This window comes from Tumebacillus lipolyticus (assembly GCF_042682745.1).
Classification (GTDB): Bacteria; Bacillota; Bacilli; order Tumebacillales; family Tumebacillaceae; genus Tumebacillus_A; species Tumebacillus_A lipolyticus.
Window position 1 is genome coordinate 1,338,894 of the sequence record NZ_JBHUIO010000002.1, and the last position, 19,164, is coordinate 1,358,057.

Genomic DNA, 19,164 nt, shown 5'->3' on the forward strand with positions numbered 1-19,164 from the left:
AAGATTTGTCGGTGCTAGTACTGGACGAGCGAGAAGACGTCATACCCTTCCAGTTTCTCCCGTCCGTTTAGATAGGTCAGTTCGACCAAGAAACAGATGCCGACCACTTCTGCGCCGAGCTGTTCGATCAGCTTGATCGCCGCTTTGATCGTTCCGCCGGTCGCCAGCAGGTCGTCCGCCAAGATCACGCGCTGACCGGGTTGCACCGCATCTTTATGAATCTCAAGCGAATCCTTGCCATATTCGAGCGCGTAGTCGACCGACAGCGTTTCATGTGGCAGCTTGCCCGGCTTTCGGATCGGGACAAAGCCTTTGGACAGCCCATAGGCCATCGGCGCTGCCAGCAAAAACCCGCGAGATTCTGGGCCTGCGATGACATCAGCATCGCGCTGTGCAGCAAAATCTTTAAACTGCTCGATCGCCGCACGGAACGCTTCTCCATCCTTGAGCAGGGTGGTGATATCTTTAAACCGGATTCCCGGAGAGGGAAAATCGGGGATTACTCGGATCGTGTCTTTAAAGTTCATCAGTTTGTCCTCCTACTTTCGCGCTTGTATTCGTTGCGCGAGCCATTCTCTCATAGTTTCAGCAGAAGCGGTGAGCATCAGATCCCCCACTTGGCGCAGGGCGAGCTCCCGCCTCCTCAGCTCCTGATAATAGACCGAATCGGATAAAGGCCGCTTGGGAGCGTCACGTATCACATCATACGTCTCATCCTCGCAAATCGCAAACCCTAAATCAGCAAAAACTTGCAAGATGTGCGTCAAGCTGTTGTGGTTGAGCGGGCTTTGCATCTGTGCGAGCAGTTCTGTCACCGTGCCTCGCCCAACCTGGCGCAAAATCCGGTAGGCGTACGCGAACGCTTCACGCTCAGGCAGTTGGTCGAACAGCGATTGTTTGAGCCAGATCTCATCCGACTGCCCTTGGATGAAATAGAGGCTTTGGGTTGGAATCAGCCCGTCCAGCGAGCGCTCAAACGTTTCCACCTGCAGCGGCAGATCATAGTAGACGATGCAAGCGGTCGGCTCATCCTCCCCCGCCACATGCAACCATTCGCCAGAAGGCTGCACATGATACAACCGATACTTGCCTTCATTCCAAGGATATCCAAACAGCCGTTTTTCGATCTCTTCCACGTTGCTTTTTTGAAAGCAGAGCACCGTCAGCGCTTCCTTGTGCACCTCAAGCCAGGCGAACTTATCGCGACAGCCCCGCGCGTCGAACGACTGCAGCGGGCATGGCTGCCAATCGCCGAGCACCAGCTGCAGACTCTGTCGCCCGCGCCACTCGTTGATCGCAAGCTCGCCGGCGATATCGACAGTCGCCAACCCGTCGAGCAAGCGCTGATCCTCGCTGCGGCGAAAGGCGATGCAATCGAGTTGCCGCCCCGACTTGCGCACCCGCACCTGCAGATGAGCCGCATCCTTGCCGACCGCACGCGTGCTCTCCAGCGCCAGACCGCGCAGCGCGAAGCGCGGCGAAGGATTGCCGAAGCCGAACGGTGCGAGCGCCTGCATCTGCTCGACGAGCGATAGATCGACCTCCAGCAGGTCGACTTCCATGTCGATCTCAAGCGCTGGGATCAGATCCTCTGCGGTCAGCACTTCCTCCGCAATCTCGTTGAGCCGCTCCCGCAGGCGATCGAGGTTCTCCTCCGCAAGCGACAGCCCTGCCGCCATCTTGTGCCCGCCATAATGGCCGAGCAGATCGGCACAGCGGGTGAGCGCCTGATATAAGTCAAATCCGGCGATGCTGCGAGCAGACGCTTTGCACGACGTTTCACCGATCGAAAAGACCAGCGTGGGTCGATGATAGCGTTCGACTAGGCGCGATGCCACGATGCCGATCACGCCTTCGTTCCAACCGCGGTTCGCCACGACGAGCACGCGGCCGTCAAGCCACGACGGGTTCGCATCGACCAGTTCGATCGCTTCCGCAAAGATCATCTCGCACAGCTCTTGGCGTTCGCGGTTGCGCTCCTCTAAAAATTGTGCCAACTTTTCTGCCTGAAGCGGATCCTCGCAGGTCAGCAACTCTACCGCATAGGTCGCCGAGTCGAGTCGTCCGCTCGCATTGATCCGCGGGCCAAACGAAAAGCCGATATGTCCAGCTGTGATCTTTTTATCCTCCAGACCTGCCGCTTCGATCAGCGCCTTGATGCCAAGCCGCGGGGATTCGTTCATCGCTTGCAAGCCGAACGCCGTGATCAGGCGGTTCTCATCCTGCAGCGGGGCTAAGTCGGCCACAGTGCCCAGCGCGGCGAGATCGAAAAACTCGTGCGGCAAGCGTCCATACAGCGCCTGCACCAGCTTGAACACGACGCCAACGCCTGCCAGCATCCGATCGGGATACTGACATCCGGGCTGCTTCGGGTTGAGGATCGCATATGCATCTGGCAGAACCTCTGGCGGCGTATGGTGATCGGTGATGATCAGGTCAAGGCCGAGGCGATTGGCGAGCGCCACCTGCTCGACTGCCGAGATCCCGTTGTCGACGGTGATCACCAAGCGATAGCCGTCAGCGCTCGCCTGTTCGATCGCCGGCCCGTTCAGCCCATACCCTTCCGAAAAGCGGTCAGGAATATAGTAATCAACTCGGGCGCCAAGCTCGCGCAAGGCCAGGTACAGCACGGAGGTCGCAGTCGCTCCGTCCGCATCATAGTCGCCATAGACCATCACCTGCTCCTGCTGCTCGATCGCCCGCCGAATCCGTTCCACCGTCTTGTCCATATCTTTCATCAAGTGTGGGTCGTAGAAGTTTTGAAGAGACGGTTTCAAAAAACGCTGCGCTTCCTCTCTGGATCGAACGCCTCGGCGCCACAACAACCGAGCGAGAATCGTCGAGACGCCCATCGCCTCAGCAAACTCCTGCACGTCCGTCTCTGCCGCATCCGACATCACCCAGCGTTTCCTCAGTTGCATAGTAAAAAATCCTTTCTCTCATGACAGATACATGTAACTTTCATTATACTTCTCCGCTCAAAAGCTAGCAAGAAAGCCGCAGGGTTCTCCCCGCGGCTTTTGAAAGTTGTACACAACTATGCTTTTTTCAGCTCGCGACTCTTCCACGTCACCCACAGCTGAGAGGCGATGAAGATGGACGAGTATGCGCCGGTGACCAGACCGATCAGGAGTGCCAGCGAGAAGTGCTTGATCGCTTCTCCCCCCATCAAAAAGAGCATACCGGCCGAGAACACGACCGTCAGGACGGTGTTGATCGAGCGCGCCATCGTCTGCCAGATCGAGTCGTTGACCAGTTTCTCCAGATCAGCAACCGTCTTGACCTTGTAGTGCTTCAAGTTCTCGCGAATGCGGTCGAAGATGACGATCGTATCGTGAATCGAGTACCCGACGATCGTCAGAATCGCCGCGATGAAGGTGATGTCGATCTCCAGTCGCAACAGGGCGAACAGCGAGACGACGACGAGCACCACCTGCAGGACGGACAGAACGCCAGAGATCGCAAAGCGATACTCGAAGCGGAACGCCATGTAGAGGATGATCCCGATCGAAGCGTACAAGATCGCCCAGATCGCCTTCTCTGCCAGCTCGCGCGCGACGACCGGGTCGATCGAGGAGATCTGCGGATCTGCGTTCGGATACTTGCTCAGCAGATAATCAGAAATCTGCTTCTCCTCTTCGGGCGTGATCTTCTCCGCGATGCGGATGACCGCGCCTTCCCCTTCCTGGATCTGTTGTACAGATGAGACTTCGACCGTCTTGACGTTGTCTTGCAGCTCGCGGGCGAGCACATCCTCATCAAACGATTGACCGACCGTAAATTGCACCCTCGATCCCGCTTGGAAGTCCGTGCCTAAGTTCAGCCCCATCACGAGCATGATCACGATCCCCACCACCGAGATCAGGAGGGAGAACGCGTAATACCATTTGCGGTTTTTTACGATGTCAAATCTCACTTCGAAGTCCCCCCTCGCTTACTCGGAGCAGCCAGCCACCAAGGATTTTTGATGATGTTGGAACGCACGAGCAGCTGCAACATCAGACGAGAGATCAGGACTGCGGTGATGAACGTCACGAGGACGGAGATGATATGCGCGACCGCAAAGCTCTTGATCGCACCAGTACCGAACCAGTACATCAGGATGCCGGCGATGATCGAGGTGATGTTCGCATCGATGATCGTCGGCATCGAGCGCTTCTTGCCCATGATCACAGCGGAGAGCATCGACTTGCCGTGGCGGAACTCGTCTTTCATCCGCTCGATCGCGATGATGTTCACGTCGACCGCCATCCCGATCCCGAGCACCAGGGCGGCAAGTCCTGGCAGCGTCAAGGTGACGCCCAAGAAATCCACGATCGCAAACAGCAGGTAGGTGTACATCACCAGCGCGATCATCGCGATCAGACCTGGCAAGCGATAGACGACGACCATGAACACGAAGATCAGCGCATAGGCGATCAAGCCGGCCCACAGCGTTTTGGTCAGCGCCGATTCACCTAAAGACGGCGAGACGGAGAACGAGGAGATCTCTTTCATCGGAAACGGCAGCGAACCTGCGTTCAGGTAGTTCGCCATCTGCATGGCTTCCTTCGCATCAGATTGTCCGATGACCGCCTTCCCGTTGTAAATGACATCGTCAATTACTGGGTTTTGCAACATTTGACCGTCCAAAACGATCGCCATGTTCTGCTTATAGTACTTCTCGGTTATTTCTTTAAATTTCTGTGCTTCCTTAAATTCGATTGCAACTTGTGGGCGACCTGTCTGCGAGTTTGTTTCATACTTCGCATTGGCCTTCAAATCTTTCCCCGTTGCGAGGACAGTCTTTTGGTCAGGGCCAACAAACTCCAACTGAGCCGATTGGACGAGCAACTTTTTGGCGTCATCCTGGTTGAATACGCCGGCAAGTTGAACACGAATCCGGTTGGTGCCTTCCTTTTGCAACACCGGCTCCGCAATTCCGGCCGAGTCAATTCTTTTTTCAATGGCTTTGATTGTCGCGCTGATCCCTTCCGGCGTGACCTTTTCATCTGGTGTATCTTGTACTTCGTACAGTACGTCAAAGCCGCCCTTCAGATCGAGTCCGAGCGTGATGCCGCCCCAGATTCCTTTGTAGGTAGGAATCGCGAGGGCAAAAAACAGGACCACGATCAACAGGAAGCCAACGAAACGACTCCACTTGATCATGACAATCCTCCCATTATTCGTTGGAATAGCTCTCTTAGTATAGCCCTTCTCCTATTAAATGGTCAATGAAGAATGGGGAGGAGCAAAACGGTTGCGAAAGCGAAATAGGGCTATTAACTTTTAAACGCGACCGCCTTCTCTCCACATCCTCCAGCCCTACAGCCGCTCTGTGATCGCTCGATCATCATTTCAACGACCGAACTGTCCATTCAATCATACCTGTGCGAAAAAAGACCTCTCCAGATCGAGGGAGAGGAAGATTCCGAAACTTGTCACTCTTTTAACGAGCGCATCATCAACCAGTTCATAAAGATGTGCGCTTTCAAAGTAAGAATGTCATTGACGAGCTTGTGCAGGGGAGGAAAGCTGTCTTGCTTGTACTTGCTGGACACGCAGGCCCACACGTCCTCGCCAGTCACCTGTTCATAGCCGAGCAGGTTCAGCTCTTCCGCTTTGCTGATGCACATGTTTCGCACGACCTCTTCCAAATGATCCTCTTCCCTGTCAGGCGCTTCTCGTTCCTCGCTCATCTTGCGCCCTCCTCCCCCGATATTCTTAAAGAGCTTGTGTGTCTATTCGTTTTGCACAATTTCGCGAAGCTCTGTCCGAAATCCTGCTTGTTGGACTACTCCCTGCCCGTCAGGCATAGAAGTTAGAAAAGACAACCTGTCCGGAGAAGGAGCGAGACCATTGAGCAAACAATCCTTTTTAAAAGGGGCTGTCATCCTCGTCGCCGCAAGCCTGATCACCCGCGTCCTCGGCTTCGTCTACAAGATCTTTCTCTCTCGTCTGATCGGGGCTGAAGGAATCGGCCTGTTCTATACTGTCTTTCCCATTTTGATGTTCCTGATCACCCTGACGACAGCAGGTCTGCCTGTCGCGATCTCCAAACTGGTCGCCGAAGCGTTGGTCGAAGAGGATACGAAGCGCGTCAAGCGCATCGTCAGCGTCTCGATGAAGGCGGTGGTCACGCTCTCGCTGATCTTCACCACCCTCCTGCTCTTCTTGGCGCCAGTGATCACCGATCACATTCTGACCGACACGCGCGCTTACTACACGCTGCTCGCGATGTCTCCGATCATCCTGATCATCGCCATCTCGTCGATTTTGCGCGGCTATTTTCAAGGGTTGCAAAACATGACGCCCAACGCGATCGCTTCGATCGTCGAGCAGTTGGCCCGCATCGCCACCGTTTTGTTTTTCGCCACCTATCTGTTGCCCTACGGCCTTGAGTATGCGGCCGCCGGCGCGATGATCGGCATGGTGATCGGGGAGTTGGTCGGCCTGCTCTACCTCGTGTTCAAATACTACACAGCGTTTTCGCTCAAAAAGATGCATGACGGCTCGCCGAACAAGCCGCTGGAGCCCTTTCGGAAGATGCTCTCCTCAGTGCTGGAGATCGCCCTGCCGATCACCATGTCCCGCATCGTCGGGTCGATCGCCTACACTTTGGAGCCGATCCTCGTCACCCGCTGTCTGGTGATGATCGGTCTGACGGCTGCGGTGGCGACCACTCAGTACGGCCAATACTCAGGGATGGCGATCTCGCTGTTGTACCTGCCGACCGTCTTCACCTACTCGTTGCAGACGACGCTCGTCCCGGCGATCTCCGAAGCGGTGGCAGCCGGCGCTCATTCGATCGTTCAGCGCCGCCTGTACCAGACATTTCGCCTGACCGCGATGATCGGCTTTCCCACCTCCGCCCTGCTCTCCCTGTATGCGAACGAACTGTCAAACGCCATCTTCCACGACCGGGCGGTCGGCCCGATCTTGGCGATCATGGCGCCTGTCGGTTTCCTCCTCTATCTGCAGGGCCCGCTCTCCGGCATCCTGCAAGGGTTAAACCGCGCGGGGGAGGCGATGCGCAATTCGATCATCGGATCGATCGTCAAGCTTGTGATCATCTACTACCTCGTCTCCGATCCGCGGTTTGGCATCTCAGGTGTCGCCTGGTCGGTGGTCATCTCAGTCACCGTCGTCACCATCCTGCACTTTCTATCGGTGACGCGCTTGCTCGGATTTTATGTCAATCTGGTGGACACGTTCAAGCTGATCATCGCATCCTCGCTGCTCTGCGTCTGGCTGCTCGAATTTCGCCGTTGGTTTCCCACGCTATCTGACAGCTCGCTCGTCCTGCTCGGCTCGCTGTCCGGCTTTGTCATCTATTTTCTGTTGCTCAATCTGATGGGAGCCCTCACCTTGCACACGATCGCCAAGCTGCCTCGCGTCGGGCCGACGCTCGCGGGGATCTTGCGCGCCGTTCCGTTTTTGCGCTAGGGGCGTCCGCTCTGCTACCGATCAAGCCGATCAAGCCGATCAAGCCGATCAAGCCGATCAAATGCAGCTGATCATTCGAACGGATCGACAAACAGGCTCCCCTGATTGTCGATCGCGCAATAAAACACCTGCTGGAACTGTTGATACCCTTGCTTTCGCAGCTCCCGTTTCAGCCAATCACGATCCTTGCCCAGCCGTTCCAGGTTGGTGTCCATCACCGTGCCGTCGACGACCAAAGGCAGCGGCAACCCCGTTTTCGGCACGATGATCCCGAGGTCTTCCGGCGTGACCGGCCGCTTGCTCGCTTTCGCAAAGACGCTCAGCTTCCCTGACGTCTCCAGAATGGCAAACTCAACATCGGAGACGGTCGCCACATCCTTTTCCCTCAGCTGTGTCATCAGATCGCTCATCGAATAGCGAGTGCGGCGCATCTCATCTTCACGAATCTTCCCGTTGGCGATCAGCAAGGTCGGCCTTCCTTCGAGCAGACTGCGCAGGGAGATCGACTTTAAGGTCAGATAGGACATCAGCACCTGCAAGAGCACCAGCGTGACGATGATAAACAGCCCGGTGGAGATCGTCATGTCCGTATCGGCTAACGACATCGCCGAAACTTCGGCGATCATGATCGAGATCACCAGGTCGAAGATCGACAGCTTGCCGATCTCTCGCTTCCCCATCAGCCGCATCGAAGCGAGGGTGACAAAATAGAACAGGATGATCCGCAAGATCAGCCCGCCGAAATATTCCACCGCTACCTCACACCTTTCGCACTCGCCTCATTTCTCGTTAGTATGAACAGAAGCACCCCTCCATACCCGGAGAGGTGCTTCTGTTCAAGCTTTCGTTCAAGCTTGTGTCTGCTCGTGTTCGATCCAGTTGGTCGACAAGTGCAAAAACGTTTCGGCGATCTTCGACACCAACTGCTGACCATCTGGCACATCGTCAGGGTAGACGATCACCTCAGAGCGGGACATGACCTTGACCAGCACGTTGTCCCCCACGCGAAACTTATGACTGGAGATCGCCGCTTGCAGACGATGTTGAATCCGCTGGGCATCCTCTTGATCGACGCGCGGCACCAGCAGCAAAAATTCATCGCCGCCATAGCGAGCCGCGATCTCCTCGTTGCGGACATTCTCCTTGATCAACAAGGCGATCTCACGCAATACTTTGTTCCCGACTTCAAAGCCAAAGGTGCGGTTGATCTTATCAAATTCGACGATGTTGATAAAGAGCAAGGCGAACGGCTGATCGCTTTCCTTGCTCTGCTGCAAATGTTCCTCGACCAACTTGATCCGCAAGTAATGGTAGGTGTAGAGACCGGTCAGCTTATCGACAAACAGATGGGCGTCAAATTCTGGCGTATAGACGGCCACCTTGTCCCGCCCGCGCTGCTTGGCTCCCCAATACATCGCTTGATCCGCTTTCTCCAGCAGCTCCTGCTCGTTCTGATCATGGTCTGGATAGGCGGCGACGCCAGCCGAGACGGTCACCCCTTGCACCACATAGCCTTGATATTCGAGTCGCGCAAAGGAGATCGCTTTGCGGATCTCCTCGACGATCGACCGCGCTTCGTCAAGCGGTGCGTCGAGCAGGAGAGCAAATTCCTCACCGCCATAGCGCGCCACCACCCCACGGCTCCCCACTTCCTTCTGGATCACCTGCGCCGTTTGACGCAGCACCTCATCGCCGACCACATGCCCGTACGTATCGTTATATTTTTTGAAATGATCGATATCGAGGATGGCGATCGACATCGGCAACGCATCCGCTTTTGCCAGTGCAAACTTTCGCGAAAGCTCCTGATAAAAGAAGCGATAGTTGTAGAGCCCTGTGCCAGGATCGCGCAAAGTCGCCTCCTGTAGCTCTCGGTACAGGTTGGCGTTGTCGATCAACACGCCAACCTGAGCGGCCAAGACGGCGATCAGCTCAACCTGCTCCACCGTGTAGGCATACGGGCGCGACCCAAAGCAGGTGAGCACGCCGACCACCTTGTCGCGGGCAAGCAGCGGCACGGCGAGAAAGGAGCGAAACCCTTCATACTGGTCGTGGACGCGCTTGTCTTTCAACATGTCGGGCACCGACTGGGTCTGCTTGGTCTGCACCGCTTGCGAGATGACTTTCGCCTTCACCAGATAGAACCCGTCCTTTGGCATCACGATCGGATGTTGCATCCCTTCGATCCAGATCGGCATCACCCGCTCGCCTTCAATCATCCAGACGGCTGCCGACACGGTGGGAGTGAGCTGTCTGACAAACTCGGTGATCTGACGAGAGATCAGCTTCAGATCAAACTCGCTCTGCAAGCGATTGACCACTTCGTGCGCCTTGTGAATCATCTTGATCTTTCGATAGAGCTTCAGCACCTGTCCAAACAGGACCAGCGGGATGAAGGTGAGCAAAAAGATGGACGAAAACCCGTGAAACACCAGCATCAGCACCGCGAACGGCAAGGCGATCAAGTAGTTGAGCGAATCGTTGACAAACAGCTTCATCGCTTCCTGCCACGTGACTTCGTCTCTGCGCAAGATGAACAGCGCCTGCACAAACAGGTGGTTCATCACCATGTAGATCAGCGTGATCGGGAGGAGCATCAGAAAATCGAACGTTTGCAGCCCATCCTGAAAAAAAGACCATTCTCCCACATACCAGCGCAAGGCCGATTCGGCCACAAACACAGCGATCGCGTGCTGCGCCCCATTAAAGACATGCAGCAAAGTCCCTCGCTTGCTGCGCTTGATCAACGGTGTGACCATCACAGCGAGCGCAACGAACGGTGCTGCCACATGAGGTCCGAACAGGATCATCGTACCGAGCGTCACACCATATGTCAGCGACCCATATCCGCGTCCAAGCGGAATCTGAATCGATTCCACCAAAAGGAAAAGCAGCAGAAGTGGTATCAGTCGAGGTTGGAGGAACGATTCATAATGATTCAGCGCTGAGGTCAGGATCAACAGGGCGGCCAAAAGCACCACCGCATATTGATACAGTTTGACCCTCGACAATCTCACATCCAACTACTCCTCTCCTACCTCACAAATTCATCTGAGTAAAAACTAGTTCACGATGCGATCGAAGATTCCTTCTTCGCCAGTCGAGAGTGTTTGCAGATTCATAACAAAACAGCCCCCTGCAGCGAGCGGGGGCTGTGCCAAGGACTGCGATCGTTGCCACGTTGATTGCTGCGGATAGAACGCGAAGCCTGCAAGTCGCTTCCTACAACTTCGGTCACTTTCCATCATGTCCTGTCGTACGAGCGAATATACATAGAACGAATATTTTGGATCAGGAGGTGCTCCATCTATGAAAAGCAAACCACTTGCCGATTATGCGCCAAACTTTGGCGGAATGCCTGTGCTTTACGGTCTGGTCGCTTCGTTTATCACCGCGTTTATTTCCATTCTGCTCACCACGTTCGTCATGGGCTGGACGTCGGTAGCCGAGGCCAATCTTTCGTCGATCACCTATGTGCTGAACATGATCTCTGTGCTCGTCGGCTCGATGATGGCGGCGAAGCAGGCTGGCAATCGAGGTTGGTACTACGGAGGGCTGACCGGTCTCTGCTATGCGATTCTGATCACGCTGCTCGGGCTGATCGTCGTCAGCGGTCCCGCTTTCTCCTTCAACACGATCGTGCAGGACATCCTGATGGCCTTGGTCGGTGGATTCGGCGGCATGATCGGGGTCAACCTGCGAAAATAGCGCACATACCGGAGAATGTAGAAAAGCCCCCTCGACTGAGGAGGCTTTTTATGTACCTGGCAGAATTCTAGCAGAACTAGTCTGCCTTGACGATCTGGTTGATCGCCGAACGTTCAAATACGACCTTGTTGTTCTCGTTGAGGCGCAGGGTGACCGTCTTATCGTCGATCGCTTCGACAGTGCCGTGCACGCCGCCGATGGTGATCACGCGATCCTCGCGCTTGACAGCATCTAACATCGCCACACGCTCGCGCTGGCGCTTCTGCTGCGGGCGAATGATGAACAGCCAGAACACCACGAAGATCAGCAAAATGGGAGCTAATTGGGCCAATAGTTCCATTCTCTTTTATCCCTCCAATCTTTCTATCATTACATATTATAGCCGTAAGACTCATAAAATGCATGCTTATACTCCAAAAGTCTGTCTTCGTCGATCGCCTGTCTAATATTTTCCATCATTTTTACCAGGAAATGCACATTATGGATGGAAGTCAGCCGGATGCCGAACACCTCATCGCATTTGATCAGATGGCGGATATAGGCGCGGCTGTAGTTTTTGCAGGTATAGCAATCGCAGTTCGGATCGATCGGACCGAACTCTTTCGCATAGGTCGCGTTGCGAACGACCACCTTGCCGACAGACGTCATGCAGGTTCCGTTGCGAGCGATCCGCGTCGGCAGCACGCAGTCGAACATGTCGATGCCGCGAATCACACCTTCGAACAGGTCGTCGGGCGAACCGACGCCCATCAGATAGCGCGGTTTGTCCTTCGGCATCAGCGGGGTCGTGTATTCGAGCACTTCGTTCATGATCTCCTTGGGCTCGCCGACCGACAGGCCGCCGACCGCATAGCCCGGGAAGTCGAGCTCCAGCAGCTCTTCTGCGCTCTGTCTGCGCAGCTCTTTGTCCATCCCGCCCTGAATGATGCCGAAGAGCGCCTGCTCATCTGGACGCGCATGCGCCGCCTTGCAGCGCTTCGCCCAGCGCGTGGTGCGCTCCAGCGAGTCTTTCAGGTACTGGCGATCTGCTGGATAGGGAGGGCATTCATCGAACGCCATGATGATGTCAGCGCCGAGCGCGTTTTCGATCTCGATCGCCTTTTCCGGCGAAAGGAACAGCTTCTCACCGTTCAGATGGTTGCGGAAGTGCACGCCTTCCTCGGTGATCTTGCGCAGATCGGAGAGCGAGAAGACCTGAAAGCCGCCGCTGTCGGTGAGAATCGGGCGATCCCAGTTCATAAACTTGTGCAGGCCGCCCGCCTCTTTGACGATCTCATGGCCAGGCCGCAACCACAGATGATATGTATTGCTCAAGATGATCTGCGCCCCGACCTCTTTCAGCTCTTCCGGGCTCATCGTCTTGACGGTCGCCAGCGTTCCGACCGGCATGAAGATCGGGGTTTCGATCACACCGTGCGGTGTGTGCAGACGCCCGCGGCGGGCACCCGTATGTTTTTCCGTTTTCAATAGCTCATAGCGAATTGCTGACATGTTGCTGTACATCCCCCTCAATAAATAAACATCGCGTCTCCAAACGAGAAGAAGCGGTAGCCTGCGCGAACAGCCTCTTCATAGGCGTGCAACACCTGCTCTCGTCCGGCCAGCGCCGAGACGAGCATCACAAGCGACGATTTCGGCAAGTGAAAATTGGTGATCAGCGCGTCGACCACACGGAACGTGACGCCCGGATAGATAAAGATGTCCGTCCAGCCGCTCGCCGCCTTCCATTCGCCGCGTCCGACCGTCTCCAGCGTCCGGCAGGCGGTGGTGCCGACGGCGATCACACGATGCCCCTGCGCTTTCACTTCGGAGATCAGATCGGCCGTCTCCTGAGGTAGATCATACCATTCGGCGTGCATCTTGTGCTCATCGATCGTCTCTGCCGCCACCGGGCGGAATGTGCCCAGCCCTACGTGCAGCGTGACAAAGCCGATGCGCACCCCCTTGTCTGCGATCTGCTGGAGAAACTCCTCCGTAAAGTGCAGGCCTGCCGTCGGTGCTGCTGCCGACCCTCGATGCTTGCTGAAGACCGTCTGATAGCGCTCCTTGTCATCGAGCTGTGCGGTGATGTAGGGAGGCAGCGGCATTTGACCGAGCTGATCGAGAATCTCGTAGAAAAGGCCTTCATAGGAAAAGCGGACGATCCGTCCGCCCTCCTCCGTCGTATCGAGCACTTCAGCGGTCAGCAACCCATCGCCAAATGTGACCTCCGCACCTGGGCGCAGCTTCTTGCCCGGGCGCACCAGCACTTCCCAAACGCTCGGTTCAAGCTCTTTTAACAGCAGGAATTCGATCTTGGCACCCGTATCAGATTTGACCCCGAATAGACGCGCTGGCAACACGCGCGTGTCGTTCAAGATCAGCGCATCCCCCGGTTGCAGATAGTCGAGCAGGTCTTGGAAGCGATGATGCCCGATCTCGCCTGTGCGCTTGTTCAGCGTCATCAGCCGCGAGGATGTGCGCTCCTCAAGCGGGTGCTGAGCGATCAGCTCTTCTGGCAGTTCAAAATCAAATTGATCAACACGCATGCTCTGGTTCACCTTTCAAGTCTATTTCTCGTTGCCCGTCATTGTTTGTCGGTCAAGGAAACTCCTGGATAATAGTGTTTCAAAATCTTGTCGTACGTATACCCGTTCACCGCGGCGCCGTTCGCGCCCCACTGCGACATTCCGAGCGCGTGACCCCAACCTCCACCGTGGAAGATGTACGACTGGTTCTTCGTCACGACGCGGCTCTGCCCACCTGCGCCGAGCAAAACGAACTGCTCATTGGAACCGTTGATCGCCTTCGTCGCGGCGCCGGATGCGGAGACCACGTGCAGCTCCTTGCCCTGTAGCTTGGCGTTCGGATACTCGCTGACCGTACCGCCAGCGCCTTGCACCGAATATGTGCCCTGCTGTTCGATCGTCGCCCGCGTGCTCCACAGGTCGTTAAACAGATAGCGATAATAGTCTGCGTTCGGCACGGTGATCGCCTTGCCGTTTGCGCTGACCTCAAGCATATGCTGGCCCTGCCCGTATTTGGAAACGCGCAAATCGTAGACGGGACCAGAGACGGTCGGATATCCGCCGCGCTGATTTTGATTGATCATGTTCATCATCTCGTTCGGAGAGAAAGGGCCTTTCTGCCAATTGTACGTGTTGTACTCGATCTCCTCGTCCAAGATGACCACGCGAGTTCCTTTGCTCGCATTCATCAGGATGCTCGCATAGTAGTTCGGCACCGGACGGACCGCCTGCGCGTCCGCATTGACCACTCCGGTGGCAAATCCGGCCGCGTTGTTCCCGCCTTTGGTCACGCCGCTCGCTCGCATCCAGCCGATCATGCCGTTTGGCAACTGCACGCGGTAGCAGAGCGGCTCCCGACGCGCCGCTTCCTGATCCCACGGACTCTCGACCGCCTTGAGATAATCGATGCCCTGGCTTCCCCAGATCTCCGCCACATCTCCCGAATAGCCACCGTGGTTGGACGAATAGAGCGCTTCGATCAAGGCGCCATTTTTCATCAGCACCTGACCCATCGTCTCCTCGACCGCCCGGTTGGTGTCCTGCGCCTCGCGACCATAGCCGCGGTACGCCTGATCCCATACATCGTCCGAGATGTCGGCGACTCCCCAGCGGTTGCCGCCGATCTTGCGCACCGCATAGGTGCGCGCAGCCACCGCCTGCGCCTTGAGCGCTTCGAGCGGCCAGCCTGATGCCATCTCTTGCGGCAAGACGCCGTACAGGTACTCATCGAGCGGCACATAGTTGATCACGTGCGGCTTCTCATTGTAGCCCTGAATCAAGATCGCGCCTCGATATTCGCGCGCCTTTTCCATCACCTTCATCACCGCAGGGGTGCCTGTCGGGACAAACGCCGTCTCCGCGACGGATGAATTCTGAATAAAATGGGGGATCTCCATCCCGGAATAGGCGCTCCGCTTGATCATCAGGTAGTCGGCAGGCGCATAATCCGCCTTGCCATATCCCCCGCCCAACCGAGCGTTTAAGCTGTCCAGCTCCGCAGCTGATCCCTCATTGCCGATCCACACTTCCCACGAACCGTCTTTGCGCACGAGCGGGTAGGCGTCAAACCCTTTGCCGCGCAGTTCGCTCGCCTTCGCCTCCGCCGCGCTCTGACCGGCCAGCTTGCCGGTCGTCAGGCGATTGTAACCGCGAACTTGAGGGGAGCCGATGCTGGCAAGCCTCGCCTTGGCAGCGTCCGCCTGCGTCCGATATTCATAGTAGCCGCTGATCACCTGATAGCGCTTCTGTCCGGAACGAGTCTCGACAAAGATGTCATATGAGAGTCCAAGCCCATCGATGCGATCTGCCACGCCTTGAGCTTCCCCCAAGGTGCCATACTCGCCGACCTGCACAAAATAGTTATCCAAAGAGTCCTTCACCACGCCTTGCGCCGTATAGCGGGCTGTGAACTTACCACCCGTATAAAAGCCCACCTGCAAGCCGCCTCGGCCCTGCAAGGTCACAGTGTCGGTCGTCGTGTTAAACGTACTGTTCTTCATCATCAGCCCCACACGAATCGGGGTCGAACCGCTCACCGCTTCTGCGGATTGCATCATCGGCGTCTGAATCAAGCCGCCTGCCATCGTGACAGCGACCAGACAGACGGAAACCTTTTTCCAAGCAGCATAGATTTTCGAGGTGCTCATGATCGTCTCCTCACAATAGAAATCTGGTTCTTGCATTGCACGTTAAGGTACTATCGTTCGACATTTGGTGCGCTTTTCCTGCCCTCTGTCCAAAAGCTTGCCAGATTCGTCCCGCTCGAAAGCGGCAGTTTGGAAGAATTAAATTGTTTGAGAAGATGATAGACACTGAGCTGTCAATAAGTCTATAATACTAATGTAAAATCTAAATTTTCAGGGAGACGGTGCTGCATGCGATTAGCCCCCGTATCACTGAGTCTGGCAGATGCGGTTCTCGCCAAGCCAGTGCTCGATGAAAAAGGTATGATCCTCGTCGGTGCTGGGGTCAAGCTCTCCGAACGCATGATCACGCGTTTGAAACAGCTTGGAGTCTCCAGCCTTTATATTGAAGATAAGCGTACAGACGACATCGTGATCGTCGATGCGGTGTCTGATGAAACCCGCAGACATGCGGTCAACACCGTTTACAACTCGATGTTGCAGATGATCGATTCGGAGCGAGGCGCTCGTCGCGCTTCCCGCCCGCAGATCGGACGCGAAGTATCGAAAGTGTTCCAAGACATCCTCGCCGATTTGAAAGCGAACTCGACCGGCCTGATCAACCTGGCGAGCATCTTTACGGTGGACGGCTACCTCTATCATCACTCGGTCAATGTCGCCATCCTCTCCACCGCTGTCGGCCTGGCCAAAGGCTATGGGCAAAAGGAGATCACCGAGATCGGCATCGGCGCTCTGCTGCATGATATCGGCTGTACAAAAGTTCCACAGGAAATCCTCAACAAGCCTGGCCGCTACTCCGATCTCGAATATGAGATGATGAAGAAGCACTCCGAGTGGGGATTTGAGATGTTGCGCGAACAGGATGGCATCTCACTGCTGTCTGCGCACATCGCCTATCAGCACCATGAGCGCCTCGACGGCTCTGGATACCCCCGCGGATTGCAGGGCGAGGAGATTCACGAGTATTCGCGGATCGTCGGCATGTGCGACGTATATGAAGCGCTGACCTCCAAGCGCTTTCATCGAGATGCTTTCTTGCCGCATGAAGCGCTGGAATTTATCTTGGGCGGCGGCACCGGGCTGTTCGACCTGTCATTGGTGCGCCTGTTTGCGAAAAACGTCGCCGTCTACCCGATCGGCATGACGGTCAAGCTCAACACAGATGAGACGGCCGTCGTGGTCAGCCTCAACCCCGAATACCCGCAGCGCCCGGTCGTTCGTCTGCTCAGCGACGAATATGGCCGTCGCTTGGACAGCCCCTACGATATCGACCTGACCAAAGAGCTCACGATGATGATCGTCAGCTATAACGAATGACGAGACAAAACCCCGAAGCGAACGCTTCGGGGTTTGTCTTGACCACAAGCAAAAACTAACGCCTCTGCTCTTTTTGGTCGTTGTTCTTGCGATCTTGATTATTGGGCGGGTCAACCTTGCTCTTCTTGTCGTTCCCACCCTGATTGCGTGACGTTCCTTGCTTCCACTCGCCCGCTCTGCCATCCCACTTCTTCGGCTGAGGGGACTGTGTCTTCCAATCCTTTTCACGCTGTTGCTTCTGATCGCCTTTTTCCAGATTGTTCTTGTTGCTGTTCTTCCACTCCTGCTGTTTGCCAACCTGCCACTCTTGCTTGCCGTTCTGCTTCGAACTTTTTTGCTCCTGCTGGCGGTTGTTCACATTGCTCGGAACGACGTTCGGCACTCCCTGTGACGTCCCTTTCGCCTTGTCTTTCACTTGGCGGTTCCAGTCGTCCAGTTGCTTGCCGCCCTTGAGGTCGCGCAACACCTCGCCAAGCTTTTGACCGCGCTGATCGACCAACTTGCTGATCGACTTGTTTTTCATCTCTTCAAGATCGACCTGAATCCCGCTTTGCATCGCTGCCAAGTAGAGCGCATATTTGCCTGCAGACAGGCCTGCGCTCTGTGCGGATTCGCGCACATCTTTGGAGACGACGATGCCGCCTACCTCCACCTGGTCGCCAGCGCTCTTCATGATCGATTCCACATGTGCGACCAGCTCGCTCTCCACCTTGTTCAAGTTGAGATCTTCAGTCAGCAAATCATCTGCCACCGCCGGAGATGCAGTGATGATCACTTCCGTCTTCTCCTTGAGGTATCCTCGCGAGCGAGCGATTTCGGCCAGCTTCCCAACCGCATCTTCAACCGCCATGCTCTTGAGCGTCTGCCCTTCGAGAATCTCCTTCGCCTCATCGTTCAACGGAACTGCTGCGACCACCCGTCTGTGATTGTCAATCGAAAGTTCAATGCTCGGATTGATGTCAACCGTCACATACGCATATGCGGTTGGCTCCGAAAAGAGCGCGGTGCTCGTCCAAACGCTCGCAGCGAGCAATACGGTTGCGGCGATCACGCCCGTACGCTTCCAAGCCGTGTTCCAAGTTCGCTTGTACCAGGGGAGCGGCGTCAGGTTGCGAGCGCTCGCACTTCGGTTCACCACCGCTTCCGGAACATCGATCTCCTGCCCCACGACCATCCCGTCCGCCCACGGAATTTTTAAAAACTGGCGATCCTTCGTCATCACGATGACCAGATCGCCTGCCACTTGCATGACAATCCCTTTCCTCTGCATCAACGGCCCCCCTTACGTAAAACCGTACGAACTACATCTACACGATGTAGTCTTGCAACATATCAAATTCGCCGATCAGAATGATCGAGACGGCGATGATATACTTTCGCTGTCGCTCGATCGTCTTGCGGCTGACTCTGACATGTTTCATCAATGATTTGAGCGGCAGCGATTTCTTCGTCATCAGGTAGTCGCAAAACTCCTGTTGCGAGGCGATCACCTTGGCGACCTCCATCGCGTTCTCACGAGCGTCCTGATGCTTGGGCGACAGATCGACCAGCTCTTCCATCGAGATATCAAACTCCATCAACAGTTGGGCAAACTTGAGGATTTCGTCTCGTCTGGCCTCGCTCTCGATCGATCTTTGGTGTTCTTCGACAGACTTTTGCACCTCGACATAGTTGATCACGTTCTCCTCTTCATCCTGCACTTCAAAGTCGGAAAACGGCACATCGCGATGCTTGGCCTGCTTCGAGCGAAAATAGTCGATCAAACGCCGTTTGATCACCGTGTCAGCAAAGCTGAGAAAACTGGTGCCACGATCCAAGTCGAAACGTTCGATCGCCTCATTAAATGCGGCAAGCGCAATGCTGAACTCATCATCCTGTCCACGGCGAATATACCGTCCCGTCGCTTGGGAGGCGCTTTTTGCTACAAAAGGAATGTACTCCCGCAGCAATTGGTTCCTTGCCTCTTCATTCCCGTCGCGTGCCTTCATCAACAACTGATTGAGATCTGATGTCTCCTCCGATTTTTTGCGTCGGAACGGTAAAATCCCCACCCATTCCACCTC

The 19,164-nt window shown here is 55.6% G+C and carries 16 protein-coding genes; 3 read left to right on the top strand and 13 right to left on the bottom strand.

The window, feature by feature from the left end; all coding sequences use genetic code 11:
* Nucleotides 1-14: 14 nt before the first annotated feature.
* The 5 genes from ACFSOY_RS04860 to ACFSOY_RS04880 form a co-directional block, all read right to left on the bottom strand.
* Nucleotides 15-527, bottom strand: a complete 513-nt coding sequence (locus tag ACFSOY_RS04860) for an adenine phosphoribosyltransferase (RefSeq protein WP_386044394.1) — start codon at nt 525-527, stop codon at nt 15-17.
* Nucleotides 528-539: 12 nt separating this feature from the next.
* Nucleotides 540-2,921 carry a single-stranded-DNA-specific exonuclease RecJ gene (recJ, locus tag ACFSOY_RS04865; RefSeq protein ID WP_386044395.1) on the bottom strand — a complete coding sequence of 794 codons (2,382 nt, stop codon included), beginning with the start codon at nt 2,919-2,921 and terminating at the stop codon, nt 540-542.
* A 116-nt stretch (nt 2,922-3,037) separates the two neighbouring features.
* Nucleotides 3,038-3,916, bottom strand: coding sequence for a protein translocase subunit SecF (gene secF / locus ACFSOY_RS04870; RefSeq protein WP_386044396.1), 879 nt, complete (start codon nt 3,914-3,916; stop codon nt 3,038-3,040).
* Nucleotides 3,913-5,148 (bottom strand): protein translocase subunit SecD, encoded by a 1,236-nt coding sequence (gene secD, locus ACFSOY_RS04875; RefSeq protein WP_386044397.1) that lies wholly within the window; start codon nt 5,146-5,148, stop codon nt 3,913-3,915. The genes secF and secD overlap by 4 nt, the downstream gene beginning before the upstream one ends.
* A 272-nt stretch (nt 5,149-5,420) precedes the next feature.
* Nucleotides 5,421-5,678, bottom strand: coding sequence for a post-transcriptional regulator (locus ACFSOY_RS04880; RefSeq protein ID WP_386044398.1), 258 nt, complete (start codon nt 5,676-5,678; stop codon nt 5,421-5,423).
* Nucleotides 5,679-5,838: 160 nt separating this feature from the next.
* Between ACFSOY_RS04880 and spoVB the strand changes: the two genes are divergently transcribed.
* Entirely contained in the window at nt 5,839-7,425 is a 1,587-nt protein-coding gene (spoVB, locus tag ACFSOY_RS04885) for a stage V sporulation protein B (RefSeq protein ID WP_386044399.1), read from the top strand.
* Between the two features lie 71 nt (nt 7,426-7,496).
* Here the strand turns inward: spoVB and ACFSOY_RS04890 are convergent, their stop codons facing one another.
* Both ACFSOY_RS04890 and ACFSOY_RS04895 read right to left on the bottom strand, forming a co-directional pair.
* Entirely contained in the window at nt 7,497-8,177 is a 681-nt protein-coding gene (locus tag ACFSOY_RS04890; RefSeq protein WP_386044400.1) for a DUF421 domain-containing protein, read from the bottom strand.
* A gap of 96 nt (nt 8,178-8,273) precedes the next feature.
* Nucleotides 8,274-10,442 carry a diguanylate cyclase gene (locus tag ACFSOY_RS04895; RefSeq protein WP_386044401.1) on the bottom strand — a complete coding sequence of 723 codons (2,169 nt, stop codon included), beginning with the start codon at nt 10,440-10,442 and terminating at the stop codon, nt 8,274-8,276.
* A gap of 292 nt (nt 10,443-10,734) precedes the next feature.
* Here ACFSOY_RS04895 and ACFSOY_RS04900 point away from each other — a divergent pair, with 292 nt between their 5' ends.
* Complete coding sequence (locus tag ACFSOY_RS04900; RefSeq protein WP_386044402.1) at nt 10,735-11,133, top strand: TIGR04086 family membrane protein; 399 nt, start codon at nt 10,735-10,737, stop codon at nt 11,131-11,133.
* A gap of 76 nt (nt 11,134-11,209) precedes the next feature.
* Here the strand turns inward: ACFSOY_RS04900 and yajC are convergent, their stop codons facing one another.
* Genes yajC through ACFSOY_RS04920 form a run of 4 tightly spaced genes read right to left on the bottom strand, consistent with a single transcriptional unit; the run spans nt 11,210 to nt 15,787 of the window.
* Complete coding sequence (gene yajC, locus ACFSOY_RS04905; protein WP_386044403.1) at nt 11,210-11,473, bottom strand: preprotein translocase subunit YajC; 264 nt, start codon at nt 11,471-11,473, stop codon at nt 11,210-11,212.
* Between the two features lie 29 nt (nt 11,474-11,502).
* Nucleotides 11,503-12,624: a tRNA guanosine(34) transglycosylase Tgt gene (gene tgt / locus ACFSOY_RS04910; protein WP_386044404.1), complete on the bottom strand. Its 1,122-nt coding sequence runs from the start codon at nt 12,622-12,624 to the stop codon at nt 11,503-11,505.
* A gap of 17 nt (nt 12,625-12,641) precedes the next feature.
* Entirely contained in the window at nt 12,642-13,661 is a 1,020-nt protein-coding gene (queA, locus tag ACFSOY_RS04915) for a tRNA preQ1(34) S-adenosylmethionine ribosyltransferase-isomerase QueA (protein WP_386044405.1), read from the bottom strand.
* A 38-nt stretch (nt 13,662-13,699) separates the two neighbouring features.
* Nucleotides 13,700-15,787, bottom strand: a complete 2,088-nt coding sequence (locus tag ACFSOY_RS04920) for a SpoIID/LytB domain-containing protein (protein ID WP_386044406.1) — start codon at nt 15,785-15,787, stop codon at nt 13,700-13,702.
* Nucleotides 15,788-16,015: 228 nt separating this feature from the next.
* Here ACFSOY_RS04920 and ACFSOY_RS04925 point away from each other — a divergent pair, with 228 nt between their 5' ends.
* Nucleotides 16,016-17,101 (top strand): HD-GYP domain-containing protein, encoded by a 1,086-nt coding sequence (locus tag ACFSOY_RS04925; RefSeq protein ID WP_386044407.1) that lies wholly within the window; start codon nt 16,016-16,018, stop codon nt 17,099-17,101.
* A 55-nt stretch (nt 17,102-17,156) separates the two neighbouring features.
* Here ACFSOY_RS04925 and ACFSOY_RS04930 read toward each other — a convergent pair whose 3' ends face one another.
* Nucleotides 17,157-18,371: an anti-sigma factor domain-containing protein gene (locus tag ACFSOY_RS04930; RefSeq protein ID WP_386044408.1), complete on the bottom strand. Its 1,215-nt coding sequence runs from the start codon at nt 18,369-18,371 to the stop codon at nt 17,157-17,159.
* Between the two features lie 37 nt (nt 18,372-18,408).
* Nucleotides 18,409-19,152, bottom strand: a complete 744-nt coding sequence (gene sigI / locus ACFSOY_RS04935) for an RNA polymerase sigma factor SigI (protein WP_386044409.1) — start codon at nt 19,150-19,152, stop codon at nt 18,409-18,411.
* Between the last annotated feature and the right edge of the window lie 12 nt (nt 19,153-19,164).